This is a genomic window from Oryzihumus sp. (genome assembly GCF_054325275.1).
Map to the genome: position 1 here is coordinate 1 of NZ_JBTCWL010000072.1, position 18,407 is coordinate 18,407.

13 protein-coding genes and 1 pseudogene are annotated in these 18,407 nt (G+C 71.6%); 8 read left to right on the forward strand and 6 right to left on the reverse strand.

Features of this window, described 5'->3' with window-relative positions; genetic code table 11:
• The 3 genes and pseudogenes from ACXVGS_RS15940 to ACXVGS_RS15950 all read left to right on the forward strand — a co-directional run.
• Window positions 1-2,071, forward strand: a pseudogene (locus ACXVGS_RS15940) (cellobiose phosphorylase); the annotation flags it as partial.
• A 2-nt stretch (window positions 2,072-2,073) separates the two neighbouring features.
• Window positions 2,074-4,251, forward strand: coding sequence for a glycoside hydrolase family 3 N-terminal domain-containing protein (locus tag ACXVGS_RS15945; protein ID WP_458537168.1), 2,178 nt, complete (start codon window positions 2,074-2,076; stop codon window positions 4,249-4,251).
• 53 nt (window positions 4,252-4,304) lie between these two features.
• Window positions 4,305-6,713 (forward strand): beta-galactosidase, encoded by a 2,409-nt coding sequence (locus tag ACXVGS_RS15950; RefSeq protein ID WP_458537169.1) that lies wholly within the window; start codon window positions 4,305-4,307, stop codon window positions 6,711-6,713.
• 90 nt (window positions 6,714-6,803) lie between these two features.
• Here ACXVGS_RS15950 and yczE read toward each other — a convergent pair whose 3' ends face one another.
• The 6 genes from yczE to ACXVGS_RS15980 are packed head-to-tail and all read right to left on the reverse strand — an operon-like array spanning window position 6,804 to window position 13,265.
• The gene (gene yczE / locus ACXVGS_RS15955; RefSeq protein ID WP_458534800.1) at window positions 6,804-7,424 is read right to left on the reverse strand and encodes a membrane protein YczE; all 621 of its coding nucleotides are present in this window, start codon (window positions 7,422-7,424) and stop codon (window positions 6,804-6,806) included.
• Window positions 7,425-7,467: 43 nt separating this feature from the next.
• Complete coding sequence (locus tag ACXVGS_RS15960) at window positions 7,468-9,060, reverse strand: glucoamylase family protein (RefSeq protein ID WP_458537170.1); 1,593 nt, start codon at window positions 9,058-9,060, stop codon at window positions 7,468-7,470.
• Between the two features lie 40 nt (window positions 9,061-9,100).
• Window positions 9,101-9,928 (reverse strand): carbohydrate ABC transporter permease, encoded by an 828-nt coding sequence (locus tag ACXVGS_RS15965; protein WP_458528002.1) that lies wholly within the window; start codon window positions 9,926-9,928, stop codon window positions 9,101-9,103.
• A gap of 16 nt (window positions 9,929-9,944) precedes the next feature.
• Window positions 9,945-10,871, reverse strand: a complete 927-nt coding sequence (locus ACXVGS_RS15970; protein ID WP_458531544.1) for a carbohydrate ABC transporter permease — start codon at window positions 10,869-10,871, stop codon at window positions 9,945-9,947.
• A gap of 19 nt (window positions 10,872-10,890) precedes the next feature.
• Complete coding sequence (locus ACXVGS_RS15975) at window positions 10,891-12,168, reverse strand: sugar ABC transporter substrate-binding protein (protein WP_458528000.1); 1,278 nt, start codon at window positions 12,166-12,168, stop codon at window positions 10,891-10,893.
• Window positions 12,168-13,265: a LacI family DNA-binding transcriptional regulator gene (locus tag ACXVGS_RS15980; RefSeq protein WP_458534802.1), complete on the reverse strand. Its 1,098-nt coding sequence runs from the start codon at window positions 13,263-13,265 to the stop codon at window positions 12,168-12,170. Before ACXVGS_RS15980 ends, ACXVGS_RS15975 begins: the two co-directional genes overlap by 1 nt.
• 242 nt (window positions 13,266-13,507) lie before the next feature.
• On the opposite strand from ACXVGS_RS15980, the gene msrA reads away from it, so the two are divergent.
• The 5 genes from msrA to ACXVGS_RS16005 all read left to right on the forward strand — a co-directional run bounded on the left by msrA (window position 13,508) and on the right by ACXVGS_RS16005 (window position 18,317).
• A complete protein-coding gene (msrA, locus tag ACXVGS_RS15985) occupies window positions 13,508-14,209 on the forward strand; it encodes a peptide-methionine (S)-S-oxide reductase MsrA (protein WP_458527998.1) in 702 nt (233 codons plus the stop codon).
• A 413-nt stretch (window positions 14,210-14,622) separates the two neighbouring features.
• Window positions 14,623-15,264, forward strand: coding sequence for an ABC transporter permease (locus ACXVGS_RS15990; protein ID WP_458527997.1), 642 nt, complete (start codon window positions 14,623-14,625; stop codon window positions 15,262-15,264).
• A 1-nt stretch (window position 15,265) separates the two neighbouring features.
• Window positions 15,266-16,579 (forward strand): ABC transporter ATP-binding protein, encoded by a 1,314-nt coding sequence (locus ACXVGS_RS15995; protein ID WP_458527996.1) that lies wholly within the window; start codon window positions 15,266-15,268, stop codon window positions 16,577-16,579.
• Window positions 16,576-17,307 carry an ABC transporter permease gene (locus ACXVGS_RS16000; RefSeq protein WP_458527995.1) on the forward strand — a complete coding sequence of 244 codons (732 nt, stop codon included), beginning with the start codon at window positions 16,576-16,578 and terminating at the stop codon, window positions 17,305-17,307. The genes ACXVGS_RS15995 and ACXVGS_RS16000 overlap by 4 nt, the downstream gene beginning before the upstream one ends.
• Window positions 17,304-18,317, forward strand: a complete 1,014-nt coding sequence (locus ACXVGS_RS16005) for a glycine betaine ABC transporter substrate-binding protein (protein WP_458527994.1) — start codon at window positions 17,304-17,306, stop codon at window positions 18,315-18,317. The genes ACXVGS_RS16000 and ACXVGS_RS16005 overlap by 4 nt, the downstream gene beginning before the upstream one ends.
• Window positions 18,318-18,407 lie beyond the last annotated feature (90 nt).

Genomic DNA, 18,407 nt, shown 5'->3' on the forward strand with positions numbered 1-18,407 from the left:
CGGGTCCTGCCGCTGGTGGTACGCCACGGACGACCTCCTGCTCGAGGTCGCGGCCACGGCACCCACCGACACCCACGAGCTCGGGCTCGCCGTGCGCGTGCTGCACGGCGAGCCCCGCCGCCTCCTCGTCTCGTTGCACAGCGCCCTCGGCGAGGACGACGGCCAGGCGCCGGCTGCGCCCGCCATCGACGGCCACGCCTCCGGCGCCTCGGTCGGCGAGCCGGGCGCGAGCCTGCGCCTTGCCTGGCCCACGGGGTCGGTGGAGCAGGTGGACCGTGACGGGACGCTGTTTTCTGACGGCGCCTCGCGCGGCCTGCCCTTCGTCACCCTCGTCACGGCCCCGGCGTCGGCCTGGGGGCTCACCCTGGCCGCGGACGTGGTGCCGGACGACGCGGTGGTCGAGCCCTCGGTGCGCGCCGCGGCCGGGGACGGCCTGTGGGAGGGCATCCGGGCCGGCCTCGGACTGGAGGCCCGGCAGGGGTCGGCACGGGCGCAGGAGGTCGCCCACCTCGACCGGGTGCTGCCCTGGTTCGCCCACGACGCATTCGTCCACTACCTCTCCCCACGCGGCCTGGAGCAGTTCACCGGCGGCGGCTGGGGCACCCGGGACGTCTGCCAGGGCCCGGTCGGCCTGCTGCTCACCCTCGGCCGCACCGACGCCCTGCGCGAGGTCCTGCTGCTGGTGCTGCGCGCCCAGAACGAGCGCGGCGACTGGCCGCAGGCCTTCGACTTCCTGCCGCCCATCCCCCGGAACGGGCAGGCCGGGTCGCACGGTGACGTCGTCTTCTGGCCGCTGCTGGCCCTCGGGGAGTACCTCCTGGCCAGCGGCGACGGCAGCCTGCTCACCGCGGAGGTCCCGTTCGTCGGCGACGACGGCCCGACGCAGCCCGCACCGGCGCTGGCGCACGCCCGCCGCGCCCTGACGCGGATCCGGGAGTGCACCGTCCCCGGGAGCCCGCTGCCGGCATACGGCCACGGCGACTGGAACGACTCGCTCCAGCCGGCCGACCCGCAGCTCGCGGCGCGGTTGGTCTCCACCTGGACGGCCACCCTGCAGGTGCACGCGCTGCGCACGCTCGCGGCAGGGCTGCGCGAGGCCGCGCCCACGCTGGCGGTCGCGGCCGAGCTGGCCGACGACGCGGAGCGGCTGGCCGAGGACACCGCGGGCGCGATGCACGAGGTCCTGCTCGCCGACGGGCTGCTGGCCGGCTACGGCCTGATGCACGACGACGGCCGGGTGGAGCACCTGGTCCACCCCACCGACGAGCGGACCGGCCTCACCTACGGCGTGCTGCCCTGGATCCACGCGATCTCGGCCGACCTGCTCTCCCCCGAGCAGGCCGACCACCACCTGGCCACGATCCGCGAACACCTGCTCGGCCCCGACGGCGCGCGGCTGTTCGACAAGCCGGCCGCCTACCGCGGCGGGCCGATGGAGGTGTTCCAGCGGGCCGAGGGCAGCACGTTCTGGGGCCGCGAGATCGGCCTGATGTACACCCACGCCCACCTGCGCTACGCCGAGGCACTGGCTCGCCGCGGTGACGCCGAGCGGCTGTTCGAGGCGTTCTGCCTGGCCAACCCCGTGGGCATCACCGAGCGGGTTCCGCAGGCCCGGCCGCGGCAGGCGACGACCTACTACTCCTCCTCCGACGGTGCCTTCGCCGACCGCTACGAGGCGGCCGAGCGCTACCCCGAGCTGATGGCCGGCAACGTCGCGCTCGAGGGCGGCTGGCGGGTCTACTCCTCCGGTCCGGGGCTGTTCCTGCGGCTGCTGCAGGAGTGCGTGCTCGGCCTGCGCCGCCGCGGCGACAGGCTCGAGGTCGACCCCGTGCTGCCGCTCGACCTCGACGGCCTCACCGCGCGGATCCCGTTGGGCGACAACGTCGTCCGCGTGGAGTACGCCGTGCGCGGGCGAACCAGCGGCCCCTCCCGGGTGGCCCTCAACGGCACTGACCTGCCCACGAGCGAGCTCACCAACCCCTACCGCCCCGCCGGCGTCAGCGTTGACCTGACCGCGCTGCGCGCCGCGCTGACCGGCACCGACGACGTCCTCACCGTGGAGATCTCCTGATCATGTCCCCTGACCCGAGCACCCCCGCAGAACGCCCCTGGCTCGACGCCGACCGGCCGGTCGAGGAGCGGGTCGACGCGCTCCTGGCGGTCATGTCGCTGGCCGAGAAGGTCGGCCAGCTGCACCAGACCGCCAACATCGACCCGGCTGCCGACGCCGAGCTCATCCGCAACGGCGCCATCAGCTCCAGCCTCTACGCCAGCGGCGCCACCGGCGGCAACGTCAAGGACGAGGGTCTGCTGTCCTCGGCCATCGACTCCGCCCAGGCGATCGCCGTCGAGGAGAGCCGCCTCGGCATCCCGCTGCTGTTCGGCCGCGACGTCATCCACGGCCACCGCACCGTCTTCCCCATCCCGCTCGGCCTGGCCTCCGGCTGGGACGAGTCGTTGGTCGAGCGTGCCTGCGAGGTGGCCGCCGACGAGGCGCACCTCGAAGGCGTGGCCTGGACCTTCGCCCCCATGGTGGACATCTCCGAGGAGCCGCGCTGGGGCCGGGTCGCCGAGTCCTTCGGCGAGCAGCCGGTCCTGTCCGGCCGGCTCGGCGCGGCCGCGGTGCGGGGGTTCCAGGGCGAACCGGTCGGCGAGAAGGGCCGGCTGGCCGCCTGCGCCAAGCACTTCGTGGGCTACGGCCTGGCCGCCGGCGGCCGCGACTACGACACCGTGTCGGTCGGCGAGAACACCCTGCGCAACCTGCACCTGCGCCCCTTCAAGGACGCGGTCGACGCCGGCGTCCTGACGGTGATGGCGTCCTTCAACGACGTCGACGGCGTGCCGATGCACTCCAACCGGCGCCTGCTGCGAGAGGTCCTCAAGGACGAGTGGGGCTTCGACGGCGTGGTCGTGGGCGACTGGGGCGGTGTCGGGCAGCTGATGAACCACGGCGTCGCCGCCGACCTGCGCGAGGCCGCGATCTACGGCATCGAGGCCGGGATCGACCTGGAGATGGTCTCCGGCGCGTATGCCGCGCACCTGGCCGACCTGGTCGAGTCCGGTGAGGTCGACCTCGCCCTGGTGGACGACTCGGTGCGCCGGGTGCTGCGCCTGAAGTTCCGTCTCGGCCTGTTCGAGCGGCCCTACACCGGCACGCCCCAGCGCTCCAACGCCCCCACCGAGGAGACCCGGGCCCTGGCCCGCGAGGCCGCGCACGGCTCGATGGTGCTGCTGTCCAACAACGGCGTGCTGCCGCTGCCGGCCGACCCCGGCACGCTCCTGCTCACCGGCCCGTTCGTGCAGGAGGGCGAGGCCCTGCTGGGCACCTGGGTGCTCGACGGCAAGGGCGACGACGTCGTCTCCCCGGAGGCCGCCTTTCGCGAGCGACTGGGCGACAAGCTCCTGGTCCAGGACAACCGGTTCAGCGAGCGTGGCGTGCAGCTGGTCCGCCAGGCCGACGTCACCGTCGCCGTCGTCGGCGAGCACCCCTGGCGCTCCGGCGAGGCCAACTCGGTCGCCCGGATCGGCCTGCCGACCGGGCAGCTGGAGGTGCTGCACGAGCTGGCCGGCATCGACAAGCCGCTCGTCGTGGTCGTCTACACCGGCCGCCCGCTCGAGCTCGGCCCGGTGCTCGACCTCGCCGACGCCGTGATCCTGGCCTGGCACCCGGGCGTCGAGGCCGGCAACGCCCTGGCCGACGTGGTGTTCGGCGACGTCACCCCCTTCGGCCGCCTGCCGATGACGTTCCCACGCACCACCGGGCACATCCCCACCTCGACCCACCAGCGCCCGACCAGCCGCACCCTCACGCCCGAGCAGGACAAGACCGAGGGCCGCTACCTCGACGCCCTGGTGCTGCCGCGGCTGCCCTTCGGCCACGGCCTGAGCTACACGACCTTCTCCTACGGCGAGATGGCACTCAGCGCCACCGAGCTGTCCCGCGCCGGCGGGTCGCTCGAGGTCAGCGTGGAGGTCACCAACACCGGTGAGCGCGCCGGCCGCGAGGTCGTCCAGCTGTACTTCCGTGACCCGGTCGCCCAGGTCACCCGGCCCAACATCGAGCTGCTCGACTGGGCGCGGCTCGACCTCGAGCCAGGGCAGTCCGGCACCGCCCGGTTCACCGTCACCGCCGACCAGCTCGGCTACTTCGGCCGCGACCTGACCCGGCGCGTGGACACCGGTGAGGTCGTGCTCATGGTCGGCCCGGATGCCAGCCGCGGCGGGCGGGTCAGCATCACCGTCACCGACTGAACCGGCGCGCTGCCCCAGCCACCCGGCATACCCCCTCTGCCAGAAGGAAACCCATGATCGAGATCCAGCGTCGCCAGATCCTGGTCGACGGCGTCCCGCGCATCGTCATGGCGGGCGAGATCCACTACTTCCGCGTCCCCCGCGAGGAGTGGCCGCAGCGCATTGCGCTGCTGAAGGAGGCCGGCTGCACCGCGGTCGCGTCCTACATCCCGTGGCTGGTCCACGAGCTGCCCGACGGCCGGATCGACGTCACCGGCGAGACCCGGCCCGAGCGGGACGTCGCGGCGTTCATCGACCTGTGTGCCCAGGAGGGGCTGTGGTTCATCGCCCGCCCCGGGCCGTTCATCATGGCCGAGCTGAAGAACGAGGGCCTGCCGTTCCGGCTCTACGACGAGCACCCCGAGATCGTGCCCGTCGGCTGGGACGGCAAGCCGGCAACCACCCGGACGGTGGACTACCTGGCCCCGGCATACCTGGCCGAGTGCCGGCGCTGGTTCGACGCCGTGCTGCCGCCGATCGCGCAGCGCCTGCAGCCGAACGGCGGCAACGTGATCGCCGTCCAGCTCGACAACGAGGTCGGCATGCTGGCGTGGGTCAGCAACACCCCGGACCTGACCGACCACCTCCTCGACGACCTGCGCCGCTGGGTGCGTGAGCACCACGGTGCCGCCGTCAGCGACCGCTACCCGGTCGACCTCGACGACGACGCGGCGTGGGCGGCGGCCGTCCGCTCCCCCGAGGAGAAGTGGGCCGGCGCGCTGCGCCTGGACCTCGGCACCTTCATGCGCGACCGGTTCGCCCGCTACGTGCAGGCGCTGCGGGAGATGGCCGAGGCCAACGGGGTGCAGGGGGTGCCGTTCGTCATCAACATCCACGGCACCGCGGGGGGCGACGGTGCGCCGTTCCCGATCGGGATCAGCCAGCTCGTCCAGACGTATGCGCGGGTGCCCGGGATGCTCTCCGGCTCCGACCACTACATGGGCGACATGACCCTGAGCACCACCACCGACCTCTACGTGCTCAACGCGTTCATGGCCGCGGTGCACGACGAGGACCAGCCGATCACCTCGATGGAGTTCGAGGCCGGCACCGGTGACTACGGCGGCGGCACCGAGATGCTCTACGACCCGGCGACCGTCGACCTCAAGACCCGCCTGTCCCTGGCGCAGGGCAACCGGCTCATCAACTACTACCCCTTCGCCGGCGGCATCAACGGCCCGCTGGACCAGCCGGTCGGCGACGGCAATGACCGGATCAGCTTCACCGGCGAGCGGCACGGCACGGCGGCCCCGGTCGGGCCCGAGGGGCAGAAGGGCCTGACCTTCGAGGCGACCGCGCGTGCGGTCCACGCGGTCAACGCCCTCGATCCGTGGCTGGCGCGGATGGACGAGGAGCACGACGCCGTCCAGCTCGGGTTCGTCCTCGACTCCTACATGACCGAGTACCACCACCCCGACAGCGCGGTGATGCGCGACGTCGTCGAGGACCTGTCGGCGCACCGCGGTGCAGGCCAGCGCAAGGCCCTCGGCCGCTCGCTCCTGCTCGACGGCTACCGCTTCGGCGCCGTCGACCTGCAGCACGACGACCCGCGCCCCGGCGGCGTGGTCGCCCTCGCGGTCGGCCGGCACCTGGCGCCGGACGTGCAGCGACGCCTCGTCGCCCACGTCGAGGGGGGCGGTGGCCTGCTCCTGCTCGGCCCGCTGCCGCGCCTGGACCTCGAGGGCCGCCCGTGCACGGTGCTGGCCGACGCCCTCGGGGTGCGCCCCGGCGAGGTCGTCCGCGAGAGCGCGCACACCTATCCTTCGGTGGTCACCCACGGCTGGGCCGCTCCGTGGGCGGAGACGCGGGTCGGCTGGTGGCAGGAGCTGCACCCGGTGCGCGGCGACGTCGTGCTCACCGACACCACCGGCCGGGTCTGCGGCGTGGACGTGCCACTGGGCGCCGGCCGAGCGGTGGTCCTGTCCGCCGAGGTGCTGCCCTCGACCCACCTCTTCGGCCGGGCGCTACGCCGGCTGGGCGCCCACCCGGGCCTGCGCGTCGAGTCCAGCGTGCCGGGGGTCTACGCCACCACCACCGCCGACACCGACGGGCACCGGCTGGTGCACCTGCTCAACATCACCGGCTACACCCCCAGCGTGCGCCTGGCCCTCGACGGCCAGGACCTGCACGACGGCCAGGACCTGGTCCTCCCGCCGCGCAGCGGGTTCATGCTCCCCCTGGGCCTGGACCTGCCGTGGGCGCGGATCGAGTGGGCCAACGCCGAGATCCGTTCCGCCGGCGAGGACTCGGTCGCGTTCGGGCCGGGCCTGGGCCACGCCTGCAACCCCACCGCCACGGTGGTCGTGCTGCGCACCGACCGCGAGGTCCCCGAGACCGACGCCTACACGGTCGAGCGCGACGGCGGGACCGTCCGGGTCGTCTCCCGCCCGGGCGCCGGACCGTTGGAGGTCACCCCCGCCTGACCCGGTCACACCCGACCTGAACGCACCAAATCCGCTGTTCCGGCCCCACCAGGGCTCGAGACGGCGGATTTGGTGCGTTCGGTGGTGCTTTCAGTGGGTGGCGGGGCCGGGGCCGCCGGGGACGGTCAGGCGCGGCAGGAACACGTGCACCACCGGCCCGATGGCGACCGCGAACAGCACCGTGCCCAGGCCGAGGTTGCCGCCGAGCAGCCAGCCGACGACGACGACGGCGACCTCGATCGCAGTGCGGACGACCCGCACCGAACCGCCGGTGCGCCGGACCAGCCCGGTCATCAGCCCGTCACGCGGCCCCGGACCCAGGCGCGCCCCGATGTATGCCGCGGTGGCCACGCCGTTGAGCAGGATTCCTCCCAGCAGGAGCAGCACGCGGGCCGGGAGCGCGTGCGCCACGGGCAGCCACGCGATGAACGCATCGAGGCTGAAGCCGATGACGAAGACGTTGCTGACCGTGCCCAGGCCCGGGCGCTCGCGCAGCGGCAGCCACGCCAGCAGCACCACGGCGCCGACGATCACCGACCATTGGCCGATGGTCAGCCCGAGCTGGTGGACCAGGCCCTGGTGCAGGACGTCCCACGGCAGGATGCCCAGGTGGGCCTGCACGACCATGGCCTCGCCGAGGGCGAAGGTGACCAGCCCGGCATACAGCTGGACGAGCCGGCGGGTGAGGCGACGGGGCGCGGGCCTGTGCACCTCGCGGACGCTAGCAAGCGCCGCGCCCCGTCGCCGGGATGTCTCAGGACGCGGCGCCGGCGCCGAACTCCTCCAGGCCGATCAGCGGCTTGATGACGTCCTGGACCTCGCCGCGCACGAAGTGGCGGCGGATGACGTCGTCGGCCAGGACGTTGCCGATCGAGCCGAGCACCATGGCCTGGTCGAGCGAGAGGTAGCGCCGCGCGATGGTCCCGGACCGCACCGCGACCGCGTCGAAGAAGCCGCCGCGGCCGTAGGCCCCCAGGTCGCGCTCGATCCGGGTCAGGTTGGCCACGGCCTCGGCCGGCTCGTGCATCATCGCCAGGAAGGAGGCATGCGGCGTGACGACCCCGTCGCCGAACGCCGGGTGCGGGTTGGTCCCCTCGCGGCAGCCCTCGAAGCCGATGTCGACGTTGGTGCCCTGCAGGTCGGCCGGGTAGCCGTCGGGGTTGAGGCCGATCAGGTCGACGCCGTAGACGTCGTAGCCACCTCCCGGCCTGCTCGCCGGGGAGAAGCCCCAGTAGCCGAACTGCGCGTCGTCCAGGCCGAACTCGCGGTGCGCGCGCACGGTCAGCGGGTGGTTGACGCCCCACGACCGCGGCGCCCACGTCTCCTCGGGCACGAACATGTCGGGCATGAGCGCCTCGAACATGGAGCCACCCCAGCCGGGCACGATGCGCATCCCGCGGTAGGTGTAGGCGCCCTCGAAGACATCCAGGCCCAGGTAGGTGCGGTGCTCACCGACCGGCTTCTGCTCCTGCCACGACCAGTCGCAGGAGTCGGGGAAGGTCCGCCACGTCGCGTAGTAGAGCTCTCGCGGCGCCTGCCCCCGGGCGATCGCGATGTAGCTGGCGATCCGCGTCTCGGAGACGGTGGTGTCGTAGTGGTGGCCGGTGTAGTAGACGTCCGGGCCGACGCCGAGGTAGTTGCCGCGCACGCTGCCCGGCTGCTCGGTCTCCCAGAACCCACCGCGCATCAGGCCACCCGGGCGGGCGCCCTTGTCGTAGTAGGAGCCGAAGTTCATCGCGTGGAGCAGCCGCTGGGCCTTGCCGGCCAGCGTCGGCTCGGCGCTGCGCACGACCATCAGCGCGGCGGCCAGCCAGCCGTTGTCGACGCTGGACAGGAACGGGTGCACGGTGCTGCCGTCTTCGGGCCAGGTGGTCAGCACCGAGCCGTCGGTCACGTCGTACCAGTTGTAGAACTGCCCGCTCGCGGCGTTGCGCTTCAGTGTCCCGAGCGTGGCCAACGTCTGCGCGATCCGCCGGTGGCACTCGGCGGCGCCGATGATGCCGAGCTCGCGCGCGACGACGGCGCTCCACAGGTAGCCACCGATGTTGGTCGGCGAGGTGTAGCGGCTGCCTGCGGAGGTCAGCGCGCCGTCGATGTTGTCCGACACCAGCCCGGTGCCGGGGTCGGTCATCGCGACCATCGAGGCCCACGTGTCCCTGGCCCAGCGCAAGAGCGTGGCCGACGGTATGCCGCCGTCCCCGGCGGCCGTGACCGGCGCACCGGAGGTGGTGGCGCCGGCGAACGGCACCGCCGCGGAGGCTGGACGGGCACCGGTGAAGGCGGCGACCGCGAGCGCCGCCCCTCCTCCGGCGAGCAGCTGGCGGCGGGTGGGCGTGCGGTTGCTCATGTCAGATCCCTTGTGTGTCAACGGTTCCGGGCTGGACGCGTCACTTGATGCCGGTGCTGGCGATGCCCTCGATGAAGCGGCGCTGGAAGGCGAGGAAGACGACGAGCACCGGCACGACGATGACGGTGGCGCCGGCCAGCAGCAGGCCGTACTGGGTGTTGTTCTGCCCGGTGGAGTAGAGCGCGAGCGCCACCGGGAGGGTGTAGTGGTCCTCGGACTGGGCCACGACCAGCGGCCAGAGGAAGTTGTTCCAGCTGCCGAGGAAGGTCAGGATCCCCAGCGTGGCCAGGGCCGGCCCGCACAGCGGCAGGATGATCTGCCGGAAGATCCGCAGCTCGCTGGCCCCGTCGACGCGGCCGGCGTCCAGCAGGTCGTCCGGCAGGTCGAGGATGAACTGGCGCATGAGGAACACCCCGAACGGCGCCACGAGGAACGGCAGGATCAGGCCCGGGTAGCTGTCGACCAGGCCGAGGTTGGCCACGAGGATGAACAGCGGCACGAACGTGACCATCCCCGGCACCATGAGCGTGCCCATGACGAGGGCGAACACGGCCTTCTTGCCGCGAAACTCCAGCTTGGCCAGGGCATAGCCGAGCATCGAGCAGAACACGAGGTTGCCGAGCGTGACGACGGCGGCGACGAGCACGGAGTTGAGGAAGAACCGCGGGAAGCTCAGCTTGCTGAACAGCTGGGTGTAGTTGTCCAGCGTCGCGGTCTCGGGCCACCAGGTCGGCGGGACGCGGCGCAGCTCGCCCTCGCCCTTGAAGCTGCCGAGCAGCATCCACACGAAGGGACCGACGACGGCGACGAGGCCGACGGTCAGCACGGCATACAGCCACCAGCGGCTGCGGGTTCGGTTGTCGTTCAACGGGATCGCACCTGCCTCAGGTGTTGGACCGCAGGGCGCGGAACTGCAGTGCGGTCAGCGCGACGATGACGACGAACATCACGTAGCTCATGGCCGACGCGAAGCCGTAGTTGCCGAAGCCGAACTGCTTGTAGGTGTACATGGACATCGACATGGTGGAGTTCAGCGGGCCGCCGTCGGTCATGACGAACGGTTCCTCGAAGAACTGCAGGTAGCCGATGCCGGTGGTGACGCTGACGAACAGGATCGTCGGGCGCAGCATCGGCAGGGTGATGTGGCGGAACCGCTGCCACGGTCCGGCGCCGTCGATCGCGGCCGCCTCGTGCAGCAGCGCCGGCACCGACTGCAGGCCGGCCAGGAAGATCACCATGGCGGTGCCGAAGTTGCGCCACGTCGCCATGACGATGAGCGAGGGCATCGCCCACGTGGTCGAGCCGAGCCAGTCCGGGCCCTGGATGCCCACCCAGCCGAGCATGGTGTTCAGGACACCGCTGTCGGGCTGGAGGATGAACCGCCAGACCACCGCGACGGCGACGATCGAGGTCACGACGGGCATGTAGTAGCCGACCCGGAAGAGCCCGCGGAAGCGGGTGATTCCCTTGTCCAGGGCCAGCGCCGCGAGGAGCGCGACCGCCAGCGTGAGCGGCACGCCGACGACGACGAAGTACGCCGTGTTGAACGCCGCCTGCCGGAACGTCGGGTCCGAGAGCACCTTGGCGTAGTTGTCGAACCCGACCGGGTTCACCGAGAACGGCGAGTGCAGGTCCCGCTGCTTGATGTCCGTGAAGCTCATGTAGAGCGAGGACAGCACCGGCCACGCGGTGAAGACGGTGAAGAGCAGGCAGAACGGCAGGGCGAGGACCCACGCGGCCCGCCCCTGCCGCGAGCGGCCCGAGGACCGCCCGCGGGAGGGCGACGGTGACGCCCCGGGGGCGGGCGTCACCGTCGCGGGCCGCAGGGTGTCAGCTACCCGTGCCAATGGACTCGGCCTTGGCCTGGACCGTCTTGAGGGCGGCTGCCGGGTCGGAGCCGGTCTTGGTGACCTTCTCCATCTCGTCGTCGAACGCTGCGGCGACCTGCTCCCACGTGGCGATCGCGGGCGGGGCCTGGGCGTCCTTGAGCTGCTCGCCGAAGGCCTTCAGCTTCTCGTCACCCGACAGGCTCGGGTCGGACCAGGCGCTCTGGACCGACGGCAGGTCGGTGGAGAGCTTGTACCACTTCGTCTGGGTCGCGGGGTCCGACAGCCACTTGACGAACTTCCAGGCGCTGTCGCGGTTCTTGGAGGCCTTGAACACGGCGAAGTCGGAGCCACCGACGAAGGAGGTCGCGCTGACCTTCTTCGGCATGGGCATCACGCCGTACTTGTCCTTGAAGGCGGCACCGCCGAGCTTCTCGACCGCACCCATCTCCCACGGGCCGGAGATGAACATCGGGATCGAGCCGTTGACGAAGTCCTGCTCGAGCTGGCCGTCCGGCAGCTCCTTGGGCGAGAGGCCCTCGGTGAAGTAGCTCTGGTAGTACTTCACGGCCTCCGCGAGCTGCGGGCTGTCGAAGGTGAACTTCTTCTGGTCGTCGGTGGCGATCTTGGCGCCGTTGGACCAGCCGAAGGGCATGATCGTCTGCCACGACCCGGTCTTGCCGGCCTGCAGGTTGATGCCCCACGTGGTGTGGGCCTTGGACTGGTAGGCCTTGGCCATGGCCTTCAGGCCGTCCCAGTCCGTCGGCAGGGTGGTGATGCCGGCCTTGGCGGCGAGGTCCTTGCGGTAGTACACGAGGCGGGTCTCGACGTACCACGGCACACCGTAGGACGTGCCGTTCACCTCGGTGGTCTTCTGCGCGCCCTGGAAGAAGGAGGCGGAGTCGATGGACTTCGGCGTCGGGTCCAGGGCGTCCTGGCCGGCGAACTCGCCCATCCAGGTGGTGCCCACCATCGCGGCGTCCGGCGTCTTGCCGGCCGTGATCGCGGTGGTGAACTTGTCGTGCGCCGCGTCCCACGGGATCGGCGTGACCTTGACCGTGACACCGGGGTTCTGCGCCTCGAACTCCTTGGCCAGCGTCGGCAGGTTCTCGCCCTCGGTGCCCATCGCCCAGACGTTGATGGTGCCGGTGGCCTTGCCGGAGCTGATGTCCTTGGCGCTGCTCTGCCCGCTGGCGGTCTCGGTCGAGCGGCCGCACGCGGTCAGCGCGAGGGCCGCTGTCGCCATGGCGGCGACGGCGATCACGTGGGGGTGACGTCTCATCAGGTGTTCCTCCTCGGTGGGGCGGCGCCCCGGGTGGTCGTGGGTGAGGTGGGGGTTGACGCGGCTGCCGTGGTGGCACGGTCCTTCGCGGTGCAGCCGCAGGAGGAGCGAAGGACGAGGTCGGTGGGGAGCACGAGCGGCTCGGGGCGGGCCGGCCTGCCGCTGATCCGCTCGTGCAGCCGGTCCGCCGCGGCCTGGCCGAGCTCGCGCATCGGCTGGCGGACGGTGGTCAGGCCGGGAGTGATGTAGCGGGCGGTCATCACGTCGTCCCAGCCCACGATGGCGATGTCGTCGGGCACGCGGACGCCGCTGCCCTCGAGCCGCTTCATCACCGCGAGGGCGAGCTCGTCGTTGGCGCAGACCAGCCCGTCGACCTTGACCCGGCGGCGCAGGATCTCCTCGGCGACCTGCACGCCGGCGGCCTCGAGGAACGGCACCCGCAGCGGGGGCCGCCGGACCGGGATGTCGGCGGCGGCGTGCGCCAGCCGGAAGCCGGTGTAGCGGGCCTGCACGTCGGAGGAGCTGTCGGGGTCACCGACGAAGACCAGGTGGGTGCGCCCGTGGCCGAACAGGTGGGCGGTGAGCGCCCGCGCGCTCTCGGTGCTCTCGGTCACCACGGCGTCGGTGCCGGGCACCTGCGGCCGGGCGACGAGGACCACCGGGGTGGTCCGCGCCAGCGACTGCACGACCGGGTCGGCGATCGTCGAGTAGGACAGGGCCAGCCCGTCGACGCGGCCGGCGAGGTCGCGCACCGCCTGGGTCGGGTCGTCCCGCCGGCCGGTGACGACCAGGACCACGCTCTGCCCGAGCGCGGCCGCAGCCGACTCGTAGCCGGTGAGCAGCTCGGCGTAGTAGGGCCCGCGCAGCTCGGGCACGACCAGGCCGTGCGCCTCGTGCCGCTGCACGGCCAGGCTGCGCGCGGCCCGCAGCGGGACGTAGTCGAGCTCCGCGACCGCCTGCATGACCTTGCGCCGGGTGCCCTCGGACGTGCTCGTCGTGCCCTGGAGGACCCGCGAGACCGTAGCGATCGAGACGCCCGCTCGTTGGGCGACCGAGTAGATGGTCGCCGCACGGCGCCCGGGCTCGGCAGAGCTCACGGAATCCTCCTTTCGTCGCCTTTGTCCGATGTAAGCGCTTTCATCCTGCACGCCGTTGTCCGGCACCACAACCCCCTGGGACGGAATTTCCTGACACAGGGCACCAATGTGCCGGTCCTCACCTCCGGTGTGGCGACGCCACACCCACACGCACCGGTATGCCGTGCCGCCGCTCCCGGGACCGACGCACCCCGCGCACCCCGGCGCACCCCGGGGGTTGCGTGCCGTGTGAGACTGAGTTCGTGCTCTTCGGTTCCGCCAAGCAACAGACGATCCAGGCCGACGACGCCCTCCCGGGCCGGCCCGCCTACAGCTACCGCGTCCCCGAGACCCACGAGGTCCTCGGCACCCCCCTGCAGGGCCCGTGGCCCGAGGGCACCCAGGTGCTCTACGTGGCGATGGGCTGCTTCTGGGGAGCCGAGCGCATCTTCTGGCAGCTCCCCGGCGTGGTGACCACGGCGGCGGGCTACATGGGCGGCTTCACCCCGCACCCGACCTACGAAGAGGTGTGCACCGGCCGGACCGGGCACACCGAGGCGGTGCTGGTGGCGTTCGACCCCTCCACGATCAGCGCCGAGCTGCTGATGGCGACATTCTGGGAGAACCACGACCCGACGCAGGGCAACCGCCAGGGCAACGACGTCGGCACGCAGTACCGCTCGGCGGTCTACTGGACCACCCCGGACCAGGAGGCCGCGGCGCGCGACACCCGCGAGGCCTTCCAGGGCGTCCTGCGCGAGCACGGCCACGGCGACATCACCACAGAGCTGCGGCCGGCGTCGGACGCCGGGGCGTTCTACTACGCCGAGGCCTACCACCAGCAGTACCTCCACAAGAACCCCGGCGGCTACTGCAACCACGGCCCCAACGGGATGTCCTGCCCGATCGGCATCGTGCGCCAGGACCAGCTCCCGGCCCAGAAGGACGTGCTTCCGCCTCACTGACCACAACCGCCCCGGGAGACCCTCCGCGGGACCAAAGTCCCTGTTCAGGGGCTGTGCGCAGGGGTATCTGCGGGCTACCATCGGGTCACCCTGCACCAGAAACCACGGCGGCCGCTCCCCCTGCCGGACGCCCCTCGGTGACGCCGGCGGTCCCCGCCCCGGCGTCGCTGACACGGATGTCCGGAACGCCCGTTTCGTCCCCGACCCCCAGTTCCCAGCCCGAGGCGTGGCCCTGGCCACACCTCCTCGCGTCGTCATCAGGGCGCGCGGGCGCGCGCCCGCGTACACGCGCGCGTAACGGCCCGGCGACCTGAGTTCAACTTTCAGGACCTCGCCGGTTCGTCCCTAGGGTGAGTGGCCGCCTGCCGTACAGGGCCTTCGCCGAGGAGGCCCGGGAAGGATCGGCCAATTCCATGTGGGAGTTCATCTCCGAACATCGCGATGCGCTGATGTTCGGGGCCTACCAGCACGTCAGCCTCGTCGTGCAGAGCGTCGCCATCGCGACCGTCCTGGCCCTCGTCGTCGCGGTGCTCGTGCACCGCATCCCCAGGCTCGCCGGCCTGGCCAACGGGATCAGCAGCATCGGGCTCACGGTCCCGGCGCTCGCACTGCTGGCGTTCCTGCTCGCGGTCCTGGGCCTGGGCGTGCTGCCCTCCGTCGTCGCCATCGTCTTCTATGCCGCGCTGCCCATCGTGCGCAACGCCGTCGTCGGCCTCAACGGCGTGGACACCACCCTGGTGGAGTCCGCCCGTGGCATGGGCATGAGCCGGACGCGCACCCTGATGCGCGTCGAGCTGCCGCTGGCCTGGCCAGTGGTCCTCGCCGGCGTCCGCGTCTCGACCCAGATGTGCATGGGCATCGCCGCGGTGGCGGCCTATGTGCAGGGCCCCGGCCTCGGCTCCTTCATCTTCAACGGCCTGGCGCGCCTCGGTGGCGCCGGGGCCACCGAGTCCGCCGTCGTCGGGACGGTCGGAGTCGTCATCCTCGCCCTTGTCCTCGACGGCCTGCTGGTGCTGCTCCAGCGCGTCACGACCCCCAGGGGGATCCGTGCCTGACATGACCACCACCCAGACCATCACGCCCACCACCACCGCCACCGCTACCGACGACGCCGTGAGCGGCGTCGACATCGAGCTGGTCGGCGTCACCAAGCGCTACCCGGGCCAGAAGAAGGCCGCGGTCGAGGACGTCAACCTGCACATTCCCGCAGGCCAGATCCTCATGCTCGTCGGGCCCTCGGGCTGCGGCAAGACGACCACGCTGAAGATGATCAACCGCCTGATAGAGCCCAGCTCGGGCCAGATCCTGATCGGCGGCGAGGACGCCCGCGCCAAGGACGCGGACGAGCTGCGCCGTCACATCGGCTACGTCATCCAGGGCGGCAGCCTCTTCCCGCACATGACCGTCGCCGCGAACATCGCGATGGTTCCCCAGATGCTGGGGTGGGACAAGAAGCGGATCACCGAGCGGGTCGACGAGCTGCTCGACCTGGTCGGGCTGGACCCGGCCCGCTACCGCAACCGCTACCCGCGCGAGCTCTCCGGTGGGCAGCAGCAGCGTGTCGGCGTCGCCCGCGGCCTGGCCGCCGACCCGCCCGTGATCCTCATGGACGAGCCGTTCGGCGCCGTCGACCCGATCACCCGCCAGCGCCTCCAGGACGAGCTCCTGTCCATCCAGGAGGAGCTGCGCAAGACCATCGTCTGCGTCACCCACGACTTCGACGAGGCCGTCAAGCTCGGTGACCAGATCGCGATCCTGCGCGAGGGCGGCGAGATCGCCCAGCTGGACACCCCCGCGAACATCCTCGCCGCCCCGGCGAACCGCTTCGTGGAGAACTTCATCGGCGCCGGCTCCACGCTCAAGCAGCTGACGCTGAGCCGGGTCGGCGAGATCGACCTCGAGCAGACCACGACCGCCACGGTCGGCGAGTCCGGCCCCGAGGTCCTCCGGCGGGCCCGCACCAACGGCCACCGCGCCGTGGTGGTCCTGGACCAGCGTCGCCGCCCGCTGCGCTGGGACTGGCTGCGCGCCATCGAGGACCAGCCGGTGATCTCCGAGGAGAACCACGACCTGGTCACCGTCGACCGTCGCGCCACCCTCAACGACGCGCTCGACACCATGCTCGTCTCCGGCCACGGCGGCGTCGTCGTCACCGGCCGCCGCGACGAGTACCTGGGCATCGTGCGCATCGGCGCGCTGGTCAACCTGCTGCAGGAGACCCGTGAGCAGGCCGAGCAGGCCATGTCCGAGGCCGCCGAGCTCGAGCGCCCCGCGGCGCCGAACCACGCCGAGGCCGAGGCCGCCCTGGCCGCGGAGGTCCTCCAGCAGCACGCCGAGGTGCCCCCGACCGCGGAGGAGGGCCCCCAGTGAGTCCGACCCGTCGCCGGCTGCTGATCCAGCCGGTCGCCATCCTGATCGCCTTCGGCGCCTGGGTGCTGTGGCGCAGCACCGCCACGCTCGACAGCATCGAGTCCCGCCAGCTGGCGTGGTCCGAGATCAACACGCTCGCGGTGCAGCACCTGGAGGTGACGGCCGTCGCGGCGGCGGTCGTGCTGGTCGTCGCGATCCCCCTGGGGATCGTGCTGACCCGGCCCCGCTTCCGCCGCGCCTCGACCGCCGTGGTCGGCGTCGCCAACGCCGGCCAGGCCGCCCCGGCCATCGGCCTCATCGTGCTGCTCGCCATGTGGGTCGGCTTCGGCTTCCAGACCGCTGTCATCGCCCTGGCGCTCTACGGGATCCTGCCCGTTCTCCAGAACACCATCGTCGGGCTGAACCAGGTCGACCGGACCCTGGTGGAGGCCGGCCGTGGCATGGGCATGTCCAGCATCGCGGTGCTGTTCAAGGTCGAGCTGCCGCTCGCCGTCCCCGTCATGGCGGCCGGCATCCGCACCGCCCTCGTCCTGCTGGTGGGCACGGCCACGCTGGCCACGTTCATCAACGCGGGCGGCCTGGGCAGCCTGATCGTCACCGGCATCACCCTGTTCCGTTACCCGATCCTCGTCAGTGGCGCCGTACTCGTCGCGTTGCTCGCGCTCGCCGTCGACTGGGCCGGCCACGTCATCGAGGAGATCGTCCGACCGAAGGGGCTCACCTCATGACCGCCCGCACCAGCCGCCGCGCGCGACTCACACAGCGGGCCGGCATACCTGCTGTCGCTGCTCTCGCAGCCGGCGCCCTGCTCTCCGGCTGCGGCCTGCAGACCAGTGGCGGGTTCCTGCCCGCCGCCACGCTGGCCGGGCCGGAGAAGGACGTCAAGCCGATGACCGGGACCGCCATCTCGGTGGGCTCGAAGAACTTCAGCGAGCAGATCCTCCTCGGCAAGATGGCCGGGATCCTGTTGCAGGCCAACGGCGCCAAGGTCACCGACCTGACCAACATCCCCGGCAGCGCCAGCGCCCGCCAGGCCCAGGTCTCCGGCCAGATCGACCTGGAGTGGGAGTACACCGGCACCGCCTGGATCTCCTACCTCGGCCACGCGAACGGCATCCCCGACCGGGAGAAGCAGTACAGCTCGGTCCGGGACGCCGACCTCAAGGCCAACAAGCTCGCCTGGCTCAAGCCCGCGCCGATGAACAACACCTACGGGTTCGCGACGACGGCGGCGACGGCCAAGAGGCTCGGCATCAGCAAGCTCTCCGACCTGAGCAAGGTGCCGCCGAAGGAGCGCACGTTCTGCGTGGAGTCGGAGTTCGCCAGCCGCAACGACGGCTTCCAGCCGATGCTCAAACGGTATGGCGTGCCGCTGGGGTCCGCGGTACCGCGCGGCAACGTCAAGACCCTGGACACCGGCGCGATCTACGAGGCGACCGCGCAGGGCCAGTGCAACTTCGGTGAGGTCTACACGACCGACGGCCGGATCCAGTCGCTGAACCTCAAGGTCATGGAGGACGACCGCAAGTTCTTCCCGGCGTACAACGTCGCGGTGGTCGTCCGTCAGCCGGTGCTGAGCAAGAACCCGCAGATCGAGAAGCTGTTCGCCCCCGTGGCGGCCAAGCTCGACGACACGACGCTGCGTCACCTCAACGCCAAGATCGACGTGGACGGTCAGGACCCGGCCAAGGTGGCGATGGACTGGCTCGTCCAGGAGGGCTTCGTCAAGCGCGGCTGACGTCTCCACCTTCCCTCAAGAGGACACCGCCTGACCCGCGTTTCGGGGCCGCACCGGCCCCGAAACGCGGGTTTCGGGGTGTTCGGTGGG